Source organism: Blautia sp. HCP3S3_C12, assembly GCF_052064155.1.
GTDB lineage: Bacteria > Bacillota > Clostridia > Lachnospirales > Lachnospiraceae > Blautia_A.
In genome coordinates this window covers 108325-122837 of sequence record NZ_JBQHWC010000004.1, presented here as the reverse complement: position 1 = coordinate 122837, position 14513 = coordinate 108325, and the positions used below count along the sequence as shown (strand labels likewise).

Genomic DNA, 14513 nt, shown 5'->3' with positions numbered 1-14513 from the left:
AAGGAATGGAATCATGAATATTATATCAAATGTGGGGACAGAGAGAAAAAGATATTTAGATGCAGCTAAGGGCTGGGGAATAACCATGGTGGTATTTGGACACATTACTTCTCTGGGAAATCCTGTAGACCAGTGGTTTGGCGCATATAAGCTAGCTATTTTTTATATTGTATCAGGTTATCTGCTGGGGATGAGACAGTCTTTCAGAAAGATGAATACAGGGCAATATGTTTTGAAACATTTTAAAAGCCTTATGATTCCCTATTTTGGTTACAGTGCCATTGTGATTCTCTACAATATACTGGTAGGACTTATGAAGGGGAAGGATTATGAATGGATCTGGCATCGTTTTATCCTTCAGGGATACACAACTGTAAGTTTGCGTGGAATCAGTGCACTATGGTTTTTGCCTTCTCTTTTTATTGCCCAGATTCTTTTTATCCTGATCATCCGACTGCCTCTGGTTTTCAAGATGATCAGTGCTGTAGTTCCGGTAGTTTTATGCAGGTATGTTTCTCTTCAGCTGTTACCGGCATGGGAAGAAAACATGACGGAACGTATGTATAAGCTGGTATCCTTCCCTACTCTGGCAGTGAGTAAGGGGATTCTGGCATTCTGGTTTGTGGGAGCCGGATATGTGGCATATTTTATTTTCCGGAAATTGCAGCACAGATGGCTGAGATTTCTCATAGGAGTTGTGATGTCTGCAGTTACTGTTTATTTTTCACAGATCAATCCTCATGTGGATATTAATACCATGAAACTGGGAGAGAATTATTTCCTGTTTTATCTGGATGGAATCATGGGATCTCTGGGAGCAGTCTTTATTTTGGAATTTCTGGAGAAATGGTGGAAGATGTCTTATCTCAGCTTCTGCGGAAAGAACTCTATGATCATTATGGCTACTCATGGTACGTTGGGATTTAAACGTCTGGTGATCGAAGGCTGGACAGCACTTTATACCTTGTCTGAGACGCCTGGGCTTAGATATTATCTGGAGGTTACCGGAATTCTGGGAGAGCTGATGCTTTTGGAATGTGGTGTGATCACCATTATAAATCAGTATTTTCCATGGCTTGCAGGGCGGTTCCCTTCGAAAAATCAAAAGAGTAGCCTCCAGTCCGGAGGTCAGTAAAAAACGATATGATTAGAATAAAAACAAGAAGGACAGATAAATGAAAACAGTAAAGAAGAAAATTTGGATCATAGGGGTGCTGTTGTTATGTGCAGCCATGTTTTATACGGTTCCGGTGGCAGCGGCAAAGAAAACCGGATGGAAAGTAATAAAAGGAAAAACCTATTACTTTAATAATGATGGAACCATGCATAAGGGCTTTCTGAAGCTGAATGGAAAAAAGTATTATTTTGGAGACGACGGTGCAGCTAAAAATGGTTTATTTACTGTTAGATCTTCTAATGGCTCTGTGTCTTATTTTGGACAAAAGGATTATTCTCTGGTTAGAAATAAATGGCTGTATGTGAAAAAGAATCAATGGTATTATTTTGATAACAGTGGACGGGGCTTGAGCGGATGGTTTCAAATTGATGAAAAATGCTACTATTGCCATCCTCAGAAAGGAAAGCTGACTGGCTGGAAGGAGATAAAAGGAGACGAATATTGCTTTACAGCGGAAGGCTATACAAAAACCAGTCAATGGCTGAAAAAAGGAAGCCAGTACTGTTATGTTGATTACAGAGGAAAAGTGGTCAAGACAAAAAACAGTACCACAGGAACCTGCCAGGCGTATAAAAAGATATATATGATAGGGGATTCCAGATTTGCCCGTACATCACGGATGGGTATTAAAATGAATAATACTGAATATATTGCAGCGTCAGGACAGGGGTATGACTGGCTGATGAGGGAAGCCTGGCCTCGGCTGATGGAACAGATCATGAATTCTACAGAGGAGGGCAAAACAGCAATTGTGATAAATCTGGGAGTGAATGATCTTCTGAATTACAAAAAATATATCCGTTTTGTGAACAAGGATATGCTGACTTTTGCCCATAAATATCAATGCGATGTTTATTATGTATCTGTAAATCCGGTAAATGAGGAAAAATACATCCATCATACTCAGAAGCTGAAAACGAAAAATAATCGCCTGATCAATCAGTTTAACAGAGAATTGGTCAGCCAGCTCTCACTGGAGGTAAAATATATTGATACCAATACTTATCTGATGAGAAAATTCAACTCCAAGGAATTAACAATTGAAGATGGAGTTCATTACGGTTTCAGGATTTCCAATGCGATTTTTGATCAGATCATGATGAATGTGAAGCCGTGAAGACTGTAAATAATAAGTATAAAGGTCCTGCCAGCCCACAAAAGGGCAGACAGGATTTTTTGAAAATATGACAGACAAGAGAGGAACCATGAATGGGAAAGCTAGGTGGCTTGATAAAAACACAATTAGTAAAAAATAAGAAAAAGAGAAAGCCAGATCCCAGGGTGTGGATTTTTTCTTCTACAGATAATTCACATTATAATTATAATTCCCGTTATTTGTTTGAATATGTCAGGGCTGAACTTCCGGAGATCACTCCTTATTTTGTGATCAATGATGATCAACTCAGGAGAAAGCTGTCAGAACAATATGGGGAGAAATATTTTATAGAGACAAACTCCGGACAGGGGATCCAAAAAGTGCTGGAAGCAGGAGTCTGGTTTACTTCTGCCGGATTGCCGGTATATGGTACCCATCTGAACAGGGACAGAGTGATCGTGAATCTGTGGCATGGGATTCCCCTGAAAAAAATAGCATTGATGGATCCCAACCTTGGTAAAATGGCCAGAGTTTATTTCCGGAAAATATTTACAGAGAATTATACCTGGATACTGACCTGTTCCAAAGCGCTGATTCCGATTATGGCAGAGAGCTTTGCCATTGAACAGGAAAAAATCAAAGTCTGGGGTCAGCCCCGCAATGATATGCTCTTTAAAGAAAACGCAGCAAAAGAAATCCTGAAAAAAATATATCCTGACCTTCCGGAATACAGAGGAATTATTTTGTATGCTCCAACTTTTAGGGATTATGCTTCTACAGAATTGTTTCCCTTTGAGGATTATGATAAGGATAAGCTGGAAGCATTTCTGGAAAAGGAAAAACTGCTTATCTGTTTGCGGACTCATATCAGTGAGAAGGGAACTGCAGAAAAATATCTTTCCGGACGTGTTGTATATCTGGGAAATGAACAGATGGAAGATATTATGGAAATCCTGAATATTTTTGATCTTCTGATCACAGATTATTCCAGTATCTATATTGATTATCTGATCCTCAACAGACCGATGATTTTCCTTCCCTATGACAAAGAGAAATATCTGCAGGGAAGAGGAATGAATTTTGAATATGATAAGGTTACTCCCGGTGCAAAACCGGAATCTCTCAGGGAATTTATGGATAGGATCCATGAGACATTCAGTGGAAAGGATCCCTATTTTGCTGAGAGACAAAGATGCAATGACTTTTTTAATGAGGTCAGGCAGCCTTGCATGCAAAAGATATGTGAGGAGGTAAAAGCATATGTCCATATTGACTAAAATAAAAACAAAGCTGAAAAGCGGAACCTGGTATCCTTTTTATAATAGCTTTTATGAAAAAGAGAAAATCGATCCTAAAATGGTCTTGCTGGAATCACGCAGCGGACGTGGACTGGAGAGTAATATCTTTGTCATTCTGCAGGAGCTGAATAAAAAGGAATATGAGGATTATCCTGTGATCCTGGCTGTAAGGAAAGGATATGAATCAGGTGTATGGGAGAAACTAAAGCATTATGGATTGAAGATTGACAAAATGATTCCTTTTGGCAGTATTTCTTATTATCGGTATTTGTCAAGGGCAGGATTTCTCATTAATGATTCTACTTTCCCGGGAAGATTTATAAAAAAAGAAGGACAGGTTTATCTGAATGTGTGGCATGGCACACCTCTGAAGTGCATGGGAAGAGACAATGTGGATGAGAGATACAGCATGGGAAATGTTATGAGAAATCTTCTGATGTCAGATTATCTTCTGTATCCAAACCGTTTTATGGAAGAGAAGATGACAGGTGCATATATGCTGCAGAACCTTTACCAGGGAGAAATCATCCATGACAGTTACCCGAGAAATGAGATATTTTTCCATAGTGAACAGGGCGAAAAATTAAAGAAAGAGCTGGGACTGCAGGGAAAGCAGATTACTGTCTATATGCCTACATTCAGAGGGAAAGCAGATGCGGTAGACAGTGGCAGTGCTGTGGAGAGGGTAAAGGAGTACCTTCAGACCTGTGATCAGCTTCTCAGGGATGATCAGGTTCTTCTGGTGAAGCTTCATCCTTTTGTGGGAAATGCTCTGGAATTTCACAGCTACAGGCATATTCGCAGATTTCCTCAAGTGTATGATACCTATGATATCCTGAATATGTGTGATGTGTTGATTACGGATTATTCCAGTGTAATGTATGATTTTGCCAACTCAGGTAAAAGAATCATTTTGTTTGCTTATGATATAGAAGACTATACAGGAAGCAGAGGAATGTATGAGGATATCCGTCAATATCCTTTTCCTCTGGTAAGAACAGCAGAAGAGCTTGTCAGCCTTCTGGACAGTCCGGGAGATTATCTGACCAGGGAATTTCGGGAAAAATACTGTACGTATGAAACCGGAGAGGGTGTGGGAAGGATCTGCCGCCATGTAATCCTGGGTGAGAAAGAATGCAGGGTATCCCATATGGCTTCCAACGGGCTGGAAAATGTTCTGATTTATGCAGGTGATTTTCAGCAGAATGGAATTACCATGTCCTTTCTGAATCTGATGAAGGAGCTGGATACAAATAAATACAATTATTTTATCTCCTACAGAATGAATTCCCTGAAAGATGCACCCTGGAGGCTTGATTGTCTGCCCAAAAATGCAAATGTATATCCTATAGCCAGCGAGATGAACATGGATGTGTTCACAGGTATCTGTCAGATGCTTTACCTGAAATTTGGAATTCGGAGTAAAAGACTTGGGCATGCTTATGACAGAGAGTGGAAAAAACATTTTGGTGATTCTGATTTTAAAGCAGTGGTTCATTATAATGGATACGAAAATTATATGATTTCTCTCATTGGCCATGCACCTTTCCGTAAAATCATATGGGTGCATAATGATATGGAAGAGGAATTAAAGGAGAAAAAAAATCCGTCAAGATATGTTTTGCAGGATGCATACAGTTCCTATGATCAGGTGGCAGCAGTCAGCAGGGATATTGTCCGGTCAGTATGCCGGATCGGTGGCAGAAAAGATAATATTACGGTAATCCCCAATTGTCAGGATTATGGTGGAATCTTACTGAGAGCCCAGGAACCTGTTGCTTTTGAGAAAGAGACCAGATGTACTGTTTCCAGGGACAGACTGACAGAGATACTGGATAAAAAAGACATAAAATTTATCAGTATCGGCAGGTATTCAGCTGAGAAACGCCATGACCGGCTGATGGAGGCTTTTGACAGATTCTGGAAGGAGCATAAGGATTCGTGGCTGATCATTATGGGAGGTGCAGGAAATCTGTATGAAGAAGCCTGCAGATCAGCAGAGAAATTGTCCTGTGCAGATCATATTATCCTGATCAAAACCATCCGCAATCCTATGCCTGTACTGAAAAAAGGAAATCTTTTTATTCTGTCATCGGATCATGAAGGACTTCCGGTAGTTTTGTTTGAAGCAGGAATATTGGGAGTTCCGGCCATTGCAACGGATGTTTCAGGTTCTCATTGCTTTATGGAGGATTACGGTGGTGTTCTTGTGGAGCCTTCGGTGGAAGGGGTCTACAGTGGAATGCTCCGTTTTATGGAAAAAGAGATTTGTCCGTTAACCATTAATTGTAAAGAAAATAATAAGAAATCATTGGAACTATTTTACGGACTTTTAAAAAATAGTTCAAATTAATATAGGAATATGATATAATATTTAAACGAATCAAGTAAGTCCCCTGATTCAATTGCGAAAGGCAATAAGCAGTGGGAGGGGACTTGCTTGTATCAGGAGGAGTGCAAGCTCCTTCTGATAAATTGCGAAGCAGTTATTCGGTTATGAGCAAGTAGCGAAGCGGATTGCGAATATCCGCTTGACGATAAAATGGTATGAACAATGAGAGAGGAAACTCAATGACTGAAAAGCAAAAACATCTTCTGCAATTGTTTCGGGAGATTGATGAAATTTGTAAAAAACATAATCTGCGTTATGTGATGGCGGGAGGAAGCCTGATCGGTGTAGTGCGAAATGAAGGCTTTATTCCCTGGGATGATGATGTGGATATTTATATGCCCAAAGCGGATTGGGATAAGCTGGTAGAGCTGGCACCAAAGGAACTTCCGCCCCACAGAGCAGTGCAGTGTGTAGATACAGACAGAAATTATACCAATACCTTTCCGAGATATGCATCTACGGATACCTGTGCTATTCACAGACATCAGATCATTGGTAAGGATAAGGCGGGAGAGATCATTGACGTGCTTACACTGGATCCCATACCTGCCGATGACAGAGAATATGAGAAATACAGAAATCATCTGATGGTCTATTCAGATCTGATCAATATTGCAGTGGTATATGGAAACCGGTATGAGGTACCGGTTACTCTGTATTTGAAATATTTACTGTCTTATCTGATCCTGGGCAAAGACAGAACTCTGAAAAAACTGGAAAAAATCTTGTTTTCCTATAAAGAGGAGGAATGTGACAGATATGCCATGAGATGGGGCGGCTGTCCGTTCCTGTTTGATAAAGATATGATGTTTCCGGTAAAATATGGGAAATTTGAGGGAATCGATGTAATGATACCCAATAAAGTCAGTGATTATCTGATCTGGCATTATGGAGATGAATGGTCTTATATTCCACCTCATGGAGAAAGGGAATCTCATGATTCTGTAGAATGCAGAAATATGAACTACGAGGAATTCCGCAAGGAATATATGCCTGGGATCAATACCTTTAAGCTTCGTAAGGATGCGGTATTTCGCAAAATATATTATATGGCTACTGCCAAACGTTCCCACAGATTGGTGAGAAAAAGACAGGAACTGATGGGAGAGCATATAAAAGAAGAACTGGAAAAACAGATCTGTGAAAGTAAAGTCTCATTGAATGAACTTCTGGAACACCGGGATTTCCATAAACTGGATCACATTTTTAAAGAATACTATCAGGTGCAGCTCAGCCCGGATTTTATAGGAAGAGAAGATTTTGTACACATTTACAGTTTCTACCATCCCTGTCTGATCAGGGTGGAAGATGAGACATTTCTGGCGGCAATGTATACACTTTTCTATACAGAGAGAGTTTCCAAAGCTTACCGTATGCTGAGAGTACGTGAGGCTGAAAAGGAACTTTTGCCGGAACAGAAGCAGCTTCTTGATGATATTATACTGTTTCGGGAGGCTGCCTGCCATTACGAATTCCGGGAAATGGATAGGTCGGAGGAGCTGATCGACAGGCTGTTGGAAAAGTATCCGGAGCATCCCTCTTTCCTGAAGTTTAAAGTGCGTTTTCTGACAGAACAGGCGAAGCAGGATAAAAAGACAGCAAAGGCCAGGGAGTTTCTGGAATATTGTCTGGGGCTGTTTCCTAAGGATGGATATTTTCATAAATATGAGGGTGACCTGCTCTGGATCGAGGGACAGTGCAGAGATGCGCTGGAAATCTATGCAGAGGTAAGGGATAACACAAACAACGGAATTGTCTGGCTGGAACTGGATAAATTTCTCCAGGAGTATAAGCTTCCTGCAATGCAGACCTGTCAGAGCCTGGTGGAAAACGGTGAAGCAAAGGAAGGCGTAGCACTGGCCGGGCTTTGGGAAAAACTTTTGCCTGGTGATATGGAAATAATGGGATATGGCAGCCTGGCCAGAGTAATGGCTGCTTTGAATGAGACAGCAGTTTGCCGGGAACTGGAGGATTTAAAGGGACTGATCAAAGAATATAAACAGGATTCTTCTTATTCAACAGAATCCAGAGAAGCAAGGATTTTGTACACAGCTATGGTGAATGGCAGAGAAAGACTGGGATTTTCTGCGAAAGCAGCAGAAAGTTATGCAGAGTTTCTTTTTACAGATAAGACAGAAGATCTGGAAAAACTGGAAACAAAAGTGAGAAAGCTTTGTTCTGACAGTAAAGAGGATGGAGAGTATTGCCTTATACTGGGAGAAATTCTTCTGAAAGAAGGTCTTACTAACCAGGCATTTTCTTTTTTCCTGAAAGGAAGAAAAACAGCTTCTGAGTATGTAGCACAGGAGCTGGACAGAATAATACTGCAGGATTTGAAAGAGGGAAGTAAAAGAGCTTCTGCTTATGCTGCCAGAGGAGATGCAAGAGAGTTTCTGGATTCCTGGCTTGGAAAATATGGAACTCTGGAAGAAATTCAGGACTTGATAAATACAATAAACAGACAAAGGAATGGGAGTTTAAATTGAACAGGGAACAACAAGTAATCCTTACACTGCTCAGAGAAATCGATGAGATCTGTGGTCAGAATGGAATCGAATGTTATCTGACACCACGCCTTGCTCTCCATGCAGTCAGAGGCGGTCACATGCCGGACAATCCATTTGCCGGTGGTGTATTAATGAAGGTATCGGACATAGAGAAATTCCGTCTGGCAGTCCAGAAGAGAAGCTGTTCCGGGAGAGCTCTGGAATCTATGTATGATAATAAACGCTTTCCAGGCTTCTTTCTCAGATATGAGGATACAAATACATTGTGCTTTCGTATGAACGAGGGTAGAAATTATCAGTATCCTGGTCTGGGAGTGGATATCTATCCTCTTCGTGGTAAAATAAAATCCAGGCTGAAACATTTATGGAACCGAAACCTGGAGACCGGATGGAAACAGTTTTCAGATGGCCGCTCAGAAGAGTATAACTGGAAAGAAAGATTGTGTAAAATTCCTGTGGGGCTTATGTTTCTGGGGGGACGCAGCCGTCTGGGAAAACATTTGTACAAAAAATTCTGTATCAATCAGAATGAATCCGAAGACGGAGAGTATGTGGTAAGGCTGAAAAATGCTACCTTATATTATCCGGCTCAGCTTTTTCAGAAAACAAAAAGAGTGTTTCTGGAGGAAACGGAATTTACCATACCTGAAGATGTGGATCAATATCTGCGTATCTGGTTTGGAAAAAAATATGAAAATAAAATCAATGATGTTTATGTTCCTCCCCTTACTGTCATGATCAGTACGCAGACAGGATGTGAAGATTTTATCAGTCATCACAAAGCTCAGATCAGAGAGCTGGTAAAGGAAAGGAATGTCCAGTACCGTAAAGACAAAAAAGGCAGAAAAAGCCGTGAAAGCCTTGACTGGTCCTGGGAATATGTAAAATTAAAAGGAGAGGGAATCAATCTGGGGCAGGATTATAAAGAACATAAGAAATATCTTATGAATTTATATGAAAACCGGGATTACCTGCGGTTGTGGGATGCCCTGAAACCCTATCATAATATGATGAATAAATACAGAAAGAAGGGAGAAGTGTATATTCCTGATCAGGAGATTTTCAATCTATATATGAAAACGTTGGCTGTTCGGGGAGAGGACAAACGGGTGAAACAGATAAAAAGTGCTATATAAAAAGTGGGAGGTAGAATTATGATTACGAATTGGAGTCCGGCCCGTGTACCGGAGAAGGAAGAAATCAGGGAACGTCTTGCTGCTGCAAGAGCACAGTTATATGAGTTTCAGATGAAGATCAAAGAACACAAAATACCGGTACTGGTGCTTTTTGAAGGCTGGGGGGCCTCAGGCAAGGGCAGTACCATTGGAAAAGTGATAAAAAATATTGATCCAAGATTTTTCAAGGTTGCTACCATGTCAGCACCCACAGAGGAAGAGAAGAGATATCCGTTTCTGTACAAGTATTTCAAACAGATCCCGGAAGCTGGAAAATTTACTTTCCTGGATTCAGGATGGATGGAACAGACCTGTCGGGAATGTCTGGAAGGAAAGTTGGAGGGCGAAGATTATGCAGCACGGATACAGAGCATTCAGCATTTTGAGAGACAGCTGACAGACAATGGATATCTGGTACTAAAATTCTTTATGCAGATCAACAGAGAGGAGCAGACCCACCGTATGGAACTGCTTCTGTCAGAAAAGGATACCAGATGGAGAGTATCCGAATTTGACAAATGGGAAAATGAACATTATAAGAAATGTGTAAAGGTATTTGATCGGTATATGACAGATACCAATGCGTCTTCTGCTCCATGGTATATCATTGATGCCTCTGACAGAAAATGGGCAGAGCTTCAGGTGCTGGAAACAATGGTAAGTAATATTCAGGTTGCCATGCAGAATCAGGCTCATTCCGTGCCGATCCTTCAGAATGTGTTTCCTCTGAAGAAAATGCCAAAGCTTGCGGAAATTGATCTGAAAGATAAGTTTCTGGAAGAGGAAGAGTATAAAAAAGAATTAAAGACTCTTCAGAAGAAATTGGGAGAGCTTCATAATCGTCTTTACCGTAAACGTATTCCGGTTATTATAACTTATGAGGGATGGGATGCAGCAGGTAAGGGCGGCAATATCAAACGTATTACAGAGGCACTGGATCCCAGAGGATATGAGGTGCATCCTATTGCCAGTCCGGAACCTCATGAGAAAGCCCGCCATTATCTGTGGCGCTTTTGGACCAGGCTGCCGAAGGATGGCCATATTGCTATTTTTGACAGAACCTGGTATGGCCGTGTAATGGTGGAGAGACTGGAAGGTTTCTGCAGTGAAAATGACTGGAAACGGGCTTATAATGAAATGAATGAGTTCGAAAAGGAATTGAAGGACTGGGGAGCTGTGATTATTAAATTCTGGGTACAGATAGATAAGGATACCCAGCTGGAACGCTTCAAAGAACGGCAGAATAACCCTGAGAAGCAGTGGAAGATCACAGATGAAGACTGGCGCAACAGAGATAAGTGGGATGAATATGAGATTGCAGTAAATGAAATGCTTCAGAAGACAAGTACGATCTTTGCACCTTGGCATGTACTGGAATCTGTAGATAAGAAATACGCCCGGATCAAGGCTCTTAAAATCGTAATTAAAGAAATTGAAAAAGCACTGAAATAGATTTGCAGATATGTAAGGCAGTTCGACAGGAAAGGGGAAGGATCTCCGGATGTCGGACTGCTTTTTTGCTGTGTCAGGGACGAAGATAATTCCGCATGGATTTCAGTGCTCCTTTTTCAAGACGGCTGACCTGGGCCTGGGAGATACCTACTTCCTTTGCCACCTCCATCTGAGTTTTTCCCTCGTAAAAGCGAAGCTGGATGATATGTCGTTCTCGTTCTCCCAGATGGTTCATAGCTTCACGTAGGGACAGATCCTCAATCCAGCGGTCTTCCCTGTTCTTTTTGTCGCTGATCTGATCCATCACATAGAGAGTATCTCCTCCCTCTGAATAAACCGGTTCAAAAAGACTGACCGGACTTTGGATGGCATCCATGGCGTAGACGATCATTTCTTTTTCAATTCCGATTTCTTCGGATATTTCGTTGATCGTAGGCTCTCTCAGATTCTGTTTCATGTATGCTTCTCTGGTATGAATGGCTTTGTAAGCAATATCTCTCAGCGAACGGCTGACCCGGATACTGTTATAGTCTCTCAGATAACGCCGCACTTCTCCTATGATCATGGGAACTGCATAGGTGGAAAATCTGACCTGAAGTGAAGTATCAAAATTATCGATTGCTTTGATCAGACCAATGCATCCGATCTGAAAGAGGTCATCCGGGTTTTCGTTGCTGTTTTGAAAACGTCTGATCACACTTAAGACAAGGCGAAGATTGCCTTTGATGTATAATTCTCTTGCCTGCGCATCTCCTTCCTTGATTCGTCGGAACAGGTCTGTTTTTTCTTCTGCTTTCAAAACAGGAAGCTTCGATGTGTTGACTCCGCAGATTTCTACTTTATTAAGTGCCATCGTTTGAATCCTCCTTATCGTTTCTTACTGTCTGTTGGAATTTACAGATAATAGAATGATTCTCAGAGAGGAGGATATTTATACTGTTTTAAACAAAATATAATAAATAAAAGGCCTTGACAAAGTCCGGCCTTTAGTTTTCACACAGACACTTTTCTTCGTCTATTTTTACCAGGATGATATCTTCTCCGATCTGGCAGATGCATTCCCAGGGGATGATGAATTCATCTCTGCCAAAGAGACAGCAGAATCTGCCGGGCCCGGGCAGGACAAGGGCAGAAAGGCAGCTGGTCCTGCAGTCAAATTCGATATCTATGGGACAACCCAGACTGCGGCAGGTACAGGTATTGATTACTTCTTTTTGCCTTAATTCACAGATACGCATAAAAAACCACCTGAATGATAAGAAAATGAATATTTTATAAATTTTATGTAATCCGAAAAGAATTTATGCATGTCCTTTTATTGACATATGAAATAAAGATAAAGTATAATAAATAATCATTAAGATACTGAGCTGTTATTAAATATCAAAACATCCAGGGGGAATAGTCCGTTATGAAGTGTCCTTTTTGTAATCAGGATAATACCAGAGTTGTGGATTCAAGACCGGTAGAGGATACCAATTCTATCCGCCGCCGCCGTTTGTGTGATGTATGTGGCAGAAGATTTACTACATATGAAAAAGTAGAGTCCATTCCGCTGACTGTTATAAAGAAAGATCAGAATCGAGAGCAATATGACAGGGGAAAGATTCAGGCAGGAATTCTCCGGGCCTGTTACAAGAGACCCATTCCTATTGAAAAAATAGAAGAGATGATGGATGCCATAGAGGGTGAAATCTTTAATACAGAGGAAAAGGAAATTTCCAGTACCAGAATTGGAGAGATTGTTATGGAGCATCTGAAGGAACTGGATGCAGTAGCTTATGTGCGTTTTGCTTCTGTGTACAGGGAATTCAAGGATGTGAGTACTTTTATGGATGAACTTAAGAAATTTATGAATTAATAAAAAGGGTGCAGATGCACCCTTTTTATATTTCCAATATATGATTAAGGATCAGACAATACCCTGAGCGATCATGGCATCTACAACCTTCTCGAAACCTGCAATATTAGCACCAACTACATAGTTTCCTGCCATATCGTAACGTTTAGAAGCGCTGTCAACCTTCTGGAAGATATCGATCATAATCTGATGAAGCTTTGCGTCAACCTCTTCAGCTGTCCAGGAAAGTCTTGCGGAGTTCTGGCTCATTTCCAGAGCAGAAGTAGCAACGCCACCTGCGTTAGCTGCCTTACCAGGCATGAAGATGATGCCATTGTTCATGACATAATTTGTAGCTTCCAGAGTTGTAGGCATGTTAGCACCCTCTGCAATATATTTACAGCCATTTGCAACCAGCACCTTTGCACCGTCAACATCCAGCTCGTTCTGAGTTGCACATGGAAGGTAGATATCACATTTGATATTCCAGATACCCTTGCCTTCTGTATAAGAAGCACCCTCAACACGGTCAGCATATTCTTTGATACGTCCGCGTTTTACTTCTTTGATATCTTTTACAACATCCAGATTGATTCCGTTAGGATCATAGATATATCCGTTGGAGTCGCACATTGCAACAACCTTGCCGCCAAGCTGAGTAGCTTTCTGTACAGCATAGATAGCAACATTACCGGAACCTGTTACAGTGATAGTCTTACCGGAAATGGTATCGTTGTTTGCTTTTACCATTTCATTCAGCATATATACAAGACCATAGCCTGTAGCTTCTGTACGAACCAGAGAACCGCCATAGGAAAGTCCTTTACCTGTAAGTACGCCTTCATACAGACCTGTGTTACGTTTGTACTGTCCATAGAGGAATCCGATCTCACGTCCGCCAACACCGATATCACCGGCAGGAACGTCCATGTCAGCACCGATATATTTGGAAAGCTCAGTCATAAAGCTCTGGCAGAATGCCATAACTTCTCTGTCAGATTTACCCTTAGGATCAAAGTTGGAACCACCTTTACCGCCTCCGATAGGAAGTCCTGTAAGGGAGTTTTTGAAAATCTGCTCAAAACCTAAGAATTTAAGAATACCCTGGTTAACAGATGGATGGAATCTTAAACCACCCTTGTACGGTCCGATTGCACTGTTGAACTGTACACGGTATCCTTTGTTAACCTGTACAACGCCCTTGTCATCAATCCACGGAACACGGAAGGAGATAATTCTTTCCGGCTCAACCAGACGTTCCAGAATAGAAAGACTGCGATATTTTTCTTCATTTTTTTCGATTACAACTTTAAGAGAATCAAGAACTTCTTTTACTGCCTGGTGAAATTCAGGCTCGTTTGGGTTCTGTGCAACGACTCTCTCGTATACTTCATCAGTATAAGACATTGTTATTCCTCCTCATCTATTGTAATGATTTTGCTTTGAACGACGTTATTATACACTAATGTGCTAAAAATGGAAAGAGGGAAAGAAAAAAAACTGAAATTTTTTAAAAAATTTGTGTGTAGACCGAAATGGAAAACAATGCTATAATTTATTTATGACGTGCAAAATA

11 protein-coding genes are annotated in these 14513 nt (G+C 40.9%); 8 read left to right on the top strand and 3 right to left on the bottom strand.

Going from position 1 to position 14513, the window contains the following annotated elements; all coding sequences use genetic code 11:
• Nucleotides 1-13 precede the first annotated feature (13 nt).
• The 7 genes from ACTNDS_RS05940 to pap all read left to right on the top strand — a co-directional run bounded on the left by ACTNDS_RS05940 (nucleotide 14) and on the right by pap (nucleotide 11097).
• Nucleotides 14-1135 (top strand): acyltransferase family protein, encoded by a 1122-nt coding sequence (locus ACTNDS_RS05940; RefSeq protein WP_441034390.1) that lies wholly within the window; start codon nucleotides 14-16, stop codon nucleotides 1133-1135.
• Nucleotides 1136-1175: 40 nt separating this feature from the next.
• Complete coding sequence (locus ACTNDS_RS05935; RefSeq protein WP_441034388.1) at nucleotides 1176-2294, top strand: hypothetical protein; 1119 nt, start codon at nucleotides 1176-1178, stop codon at nucleotides 2292-2294.
• Nucleotides 2295-2386: 92 nt separating this feature from the next.
• Nucleotides 2387-3550 carry a CDP-glycerol glycerophosphotransferase family protein gene (locus ACTNDS_RS05930; protein ID WP_441034386.1) on the top strand — a complete coding sequence of 388 codons (1164 nt, stop codon included), beginning with the start codon at nucleotides 2387-2389 and terminating at the stop codon, nucleotides 3548-3550.
• A complete protein-coding gene (locus ACTNDS_RS05925) occupies nucleotides 3534-5924 on the top strand; it encodes a CDP-glycerol glycerophosphotransferase family protein (protein WP_441034384.1) in 2391 nt (796 codons plus the stop codon). Before ACTNDS_RS05930 ends, ACTNDS_RS05925 begins: the two co-directional genes overlap by 17 nt.
• 218 nt (nucleotides 5925-6142) lie before the next feature.
• Nucleotides 6143-8449: a LicD family protein gene (locus ACTNDS_RS05920; protein WP_441034382.1), complete on the top strand. Its 2307-nt coding sequence runs from the start codon at nucleotides 6143-6145 to the stop codon at nucleotides 8447-8449.
• Nucleotides 8446-9606: a hypothetical protein gene (locus ACTNDS_RS05915; RefSeq protein WP_441034380.1), complete on the top strand. Its 1161-nt coding sequence runs from the start codon at nucleotides 8446-8448 to the stop codon at nucleotides 9604-9606. Before ACTNDS_RS05920 ends, ACTNDS_RS05915 begins: the two co-directional genes overlap by 4 nt.
• Nucleotides 9607-9624: 18 nt before the next feature.
• Complete coding sequence (gene pap / locus ACTNDS_RS05910) at nucleotides 9625-11097, top strand: polyphosphate:AMP phosphotransferase (protein WP_441034378.1); 1473 nt, start codon at nucleotides 9625-9627, stop codon at nucleotides 11095-11097.
• Between the two features lie 73 nt (nucleotides 11098-11170).
• Here pap and sigG read toward each other — a convergent pair whose 3' ends face one another.
• Nucleotides 11171-11950: an RNA polymerase sporulation sigma factor SigG gene (gene sigG, locus ACTNDS_RS05905; RefSeq protein ID WP_186994467.1), complete on the bottom strand. Its 780-nt coding sequence runs from the start codon at nucleotides 11948-11950 to the stop codon at nucleotides 11171-11173.
• Nucleotides 11951-12083: 133 nt separating this feature from the next.
• Nucleotides 12084-12335, bottom strand: coding sequence for a PRC-barrel domain-containing protein (locus ACTNDS_RS05900; protein ID WP_173743772.1), 252 nt, complete (start codon nucleotides 12333-12335; stop codon nucleotides 12084-12086).
• 173 nt (nucleotides 12336-12508) lie between these two features.
• Here ACTNDS_RS05900 and nrdR point away from each other — a divergent pair, with 173 nt between their 5' ends.
• The gene (gene nrdR, locus ACTNDS_RS05895; RefSeq protein WP_173743773.1) at nucleotides 12509-12958 is read left to right on the top strand and encodes a transcriptional regulator NrdR; all 450 of its coding nucleotides are present in this window, start codon (nucleotides 12509-12511) and stop codon (nucleotides 12956-12958) included.
• A 51-nt stretch (nucleotides 12959-13009) separates the two neighbouring features.
• On the opposite strand, the gene gdhA is transcribed toward nrdR, so the two are convergent.
• Nucleotides 13010-14344, bottom strand: a complete 1335-nt coding sequence (gene gdhA, locus ACTNDS_RS05890) for an NADP-specific glutamate dehydrogenase (RefSeq protein WP_173743774.1) — start codon at nucleotides 14342-14344, stop codon at nucleotides 13010-13012.
• Nucleotides 14345-14513 lie beyond the last annotated feature (169 nt).

Coding starts and splice junctions, on each gene's coding strand:
- ACTNDS_RS05940 (WP_441034390.1), top strand. CDS start 14: ATGAATATTATATCAAATGTGGGGACAGAGAGAAAAAGATATTTAGAT.
- ACTNDS_RS05935 (WP_441034388.1), top strand. CDS start 1,176: ATGAAAACAGTAAAGAAGAAAATTTGGATCATAGGGGTGCTGTTGTTA.
- ACTNDS_RS05930 (WP_441034386.1), top strand. CDS start 2,387: ATGGGAAAGCTAGGTGGCTTGATAAAAACACAATTAGTAAAAAATAAG.
- ACTNDS_RS05925 (WP_441034384.1), top strand. CDS start 3,534: ATGTCCATATTGACTAAAATAAAAACAAAGCTGAAAAGCGGAACCTGG.
- ACTNDS_RS05920 (WP_441034382.1), top strand. CDS start 6,143: ATGACTGAAAAGCAAAAACATCTTCTGCAATTGTTTCGGGAGATTGAT.
- pap (WP_441034378.1), top strand. CDS start 9,625: ATGATTACGAATTGGAGTCCGGCCCGTGTACCGGAGAAGGAAGAAATC.
- sigG (WP_186994467.1), bottom strand. CDS start 11,950: ATGGCACTTAATAAAGTAGAAATCTGCGGAGTCAACACATCGAAGCTT.
- ACTNDS_RS05900 (WP_173743772.1), bottom strand. CDS start 12,335: ATGCGTATCTGTGAATTAAGGCAAAAAGAAGTAATCAATACCTGTACC.
- nrdR (WP_173743773.1), top strand. CDS start 12,509: ATGAAGTGTCCTTTTTGTAATCAGGATAATACCAGAGTTGTGGATTCA.
- gdhA (WP_173743774.1), bottom strand. CDS start 14,344: ATGTCTTATACTGATGAAGTATACGAGAGAGTCGTTGCACAGAACCCA.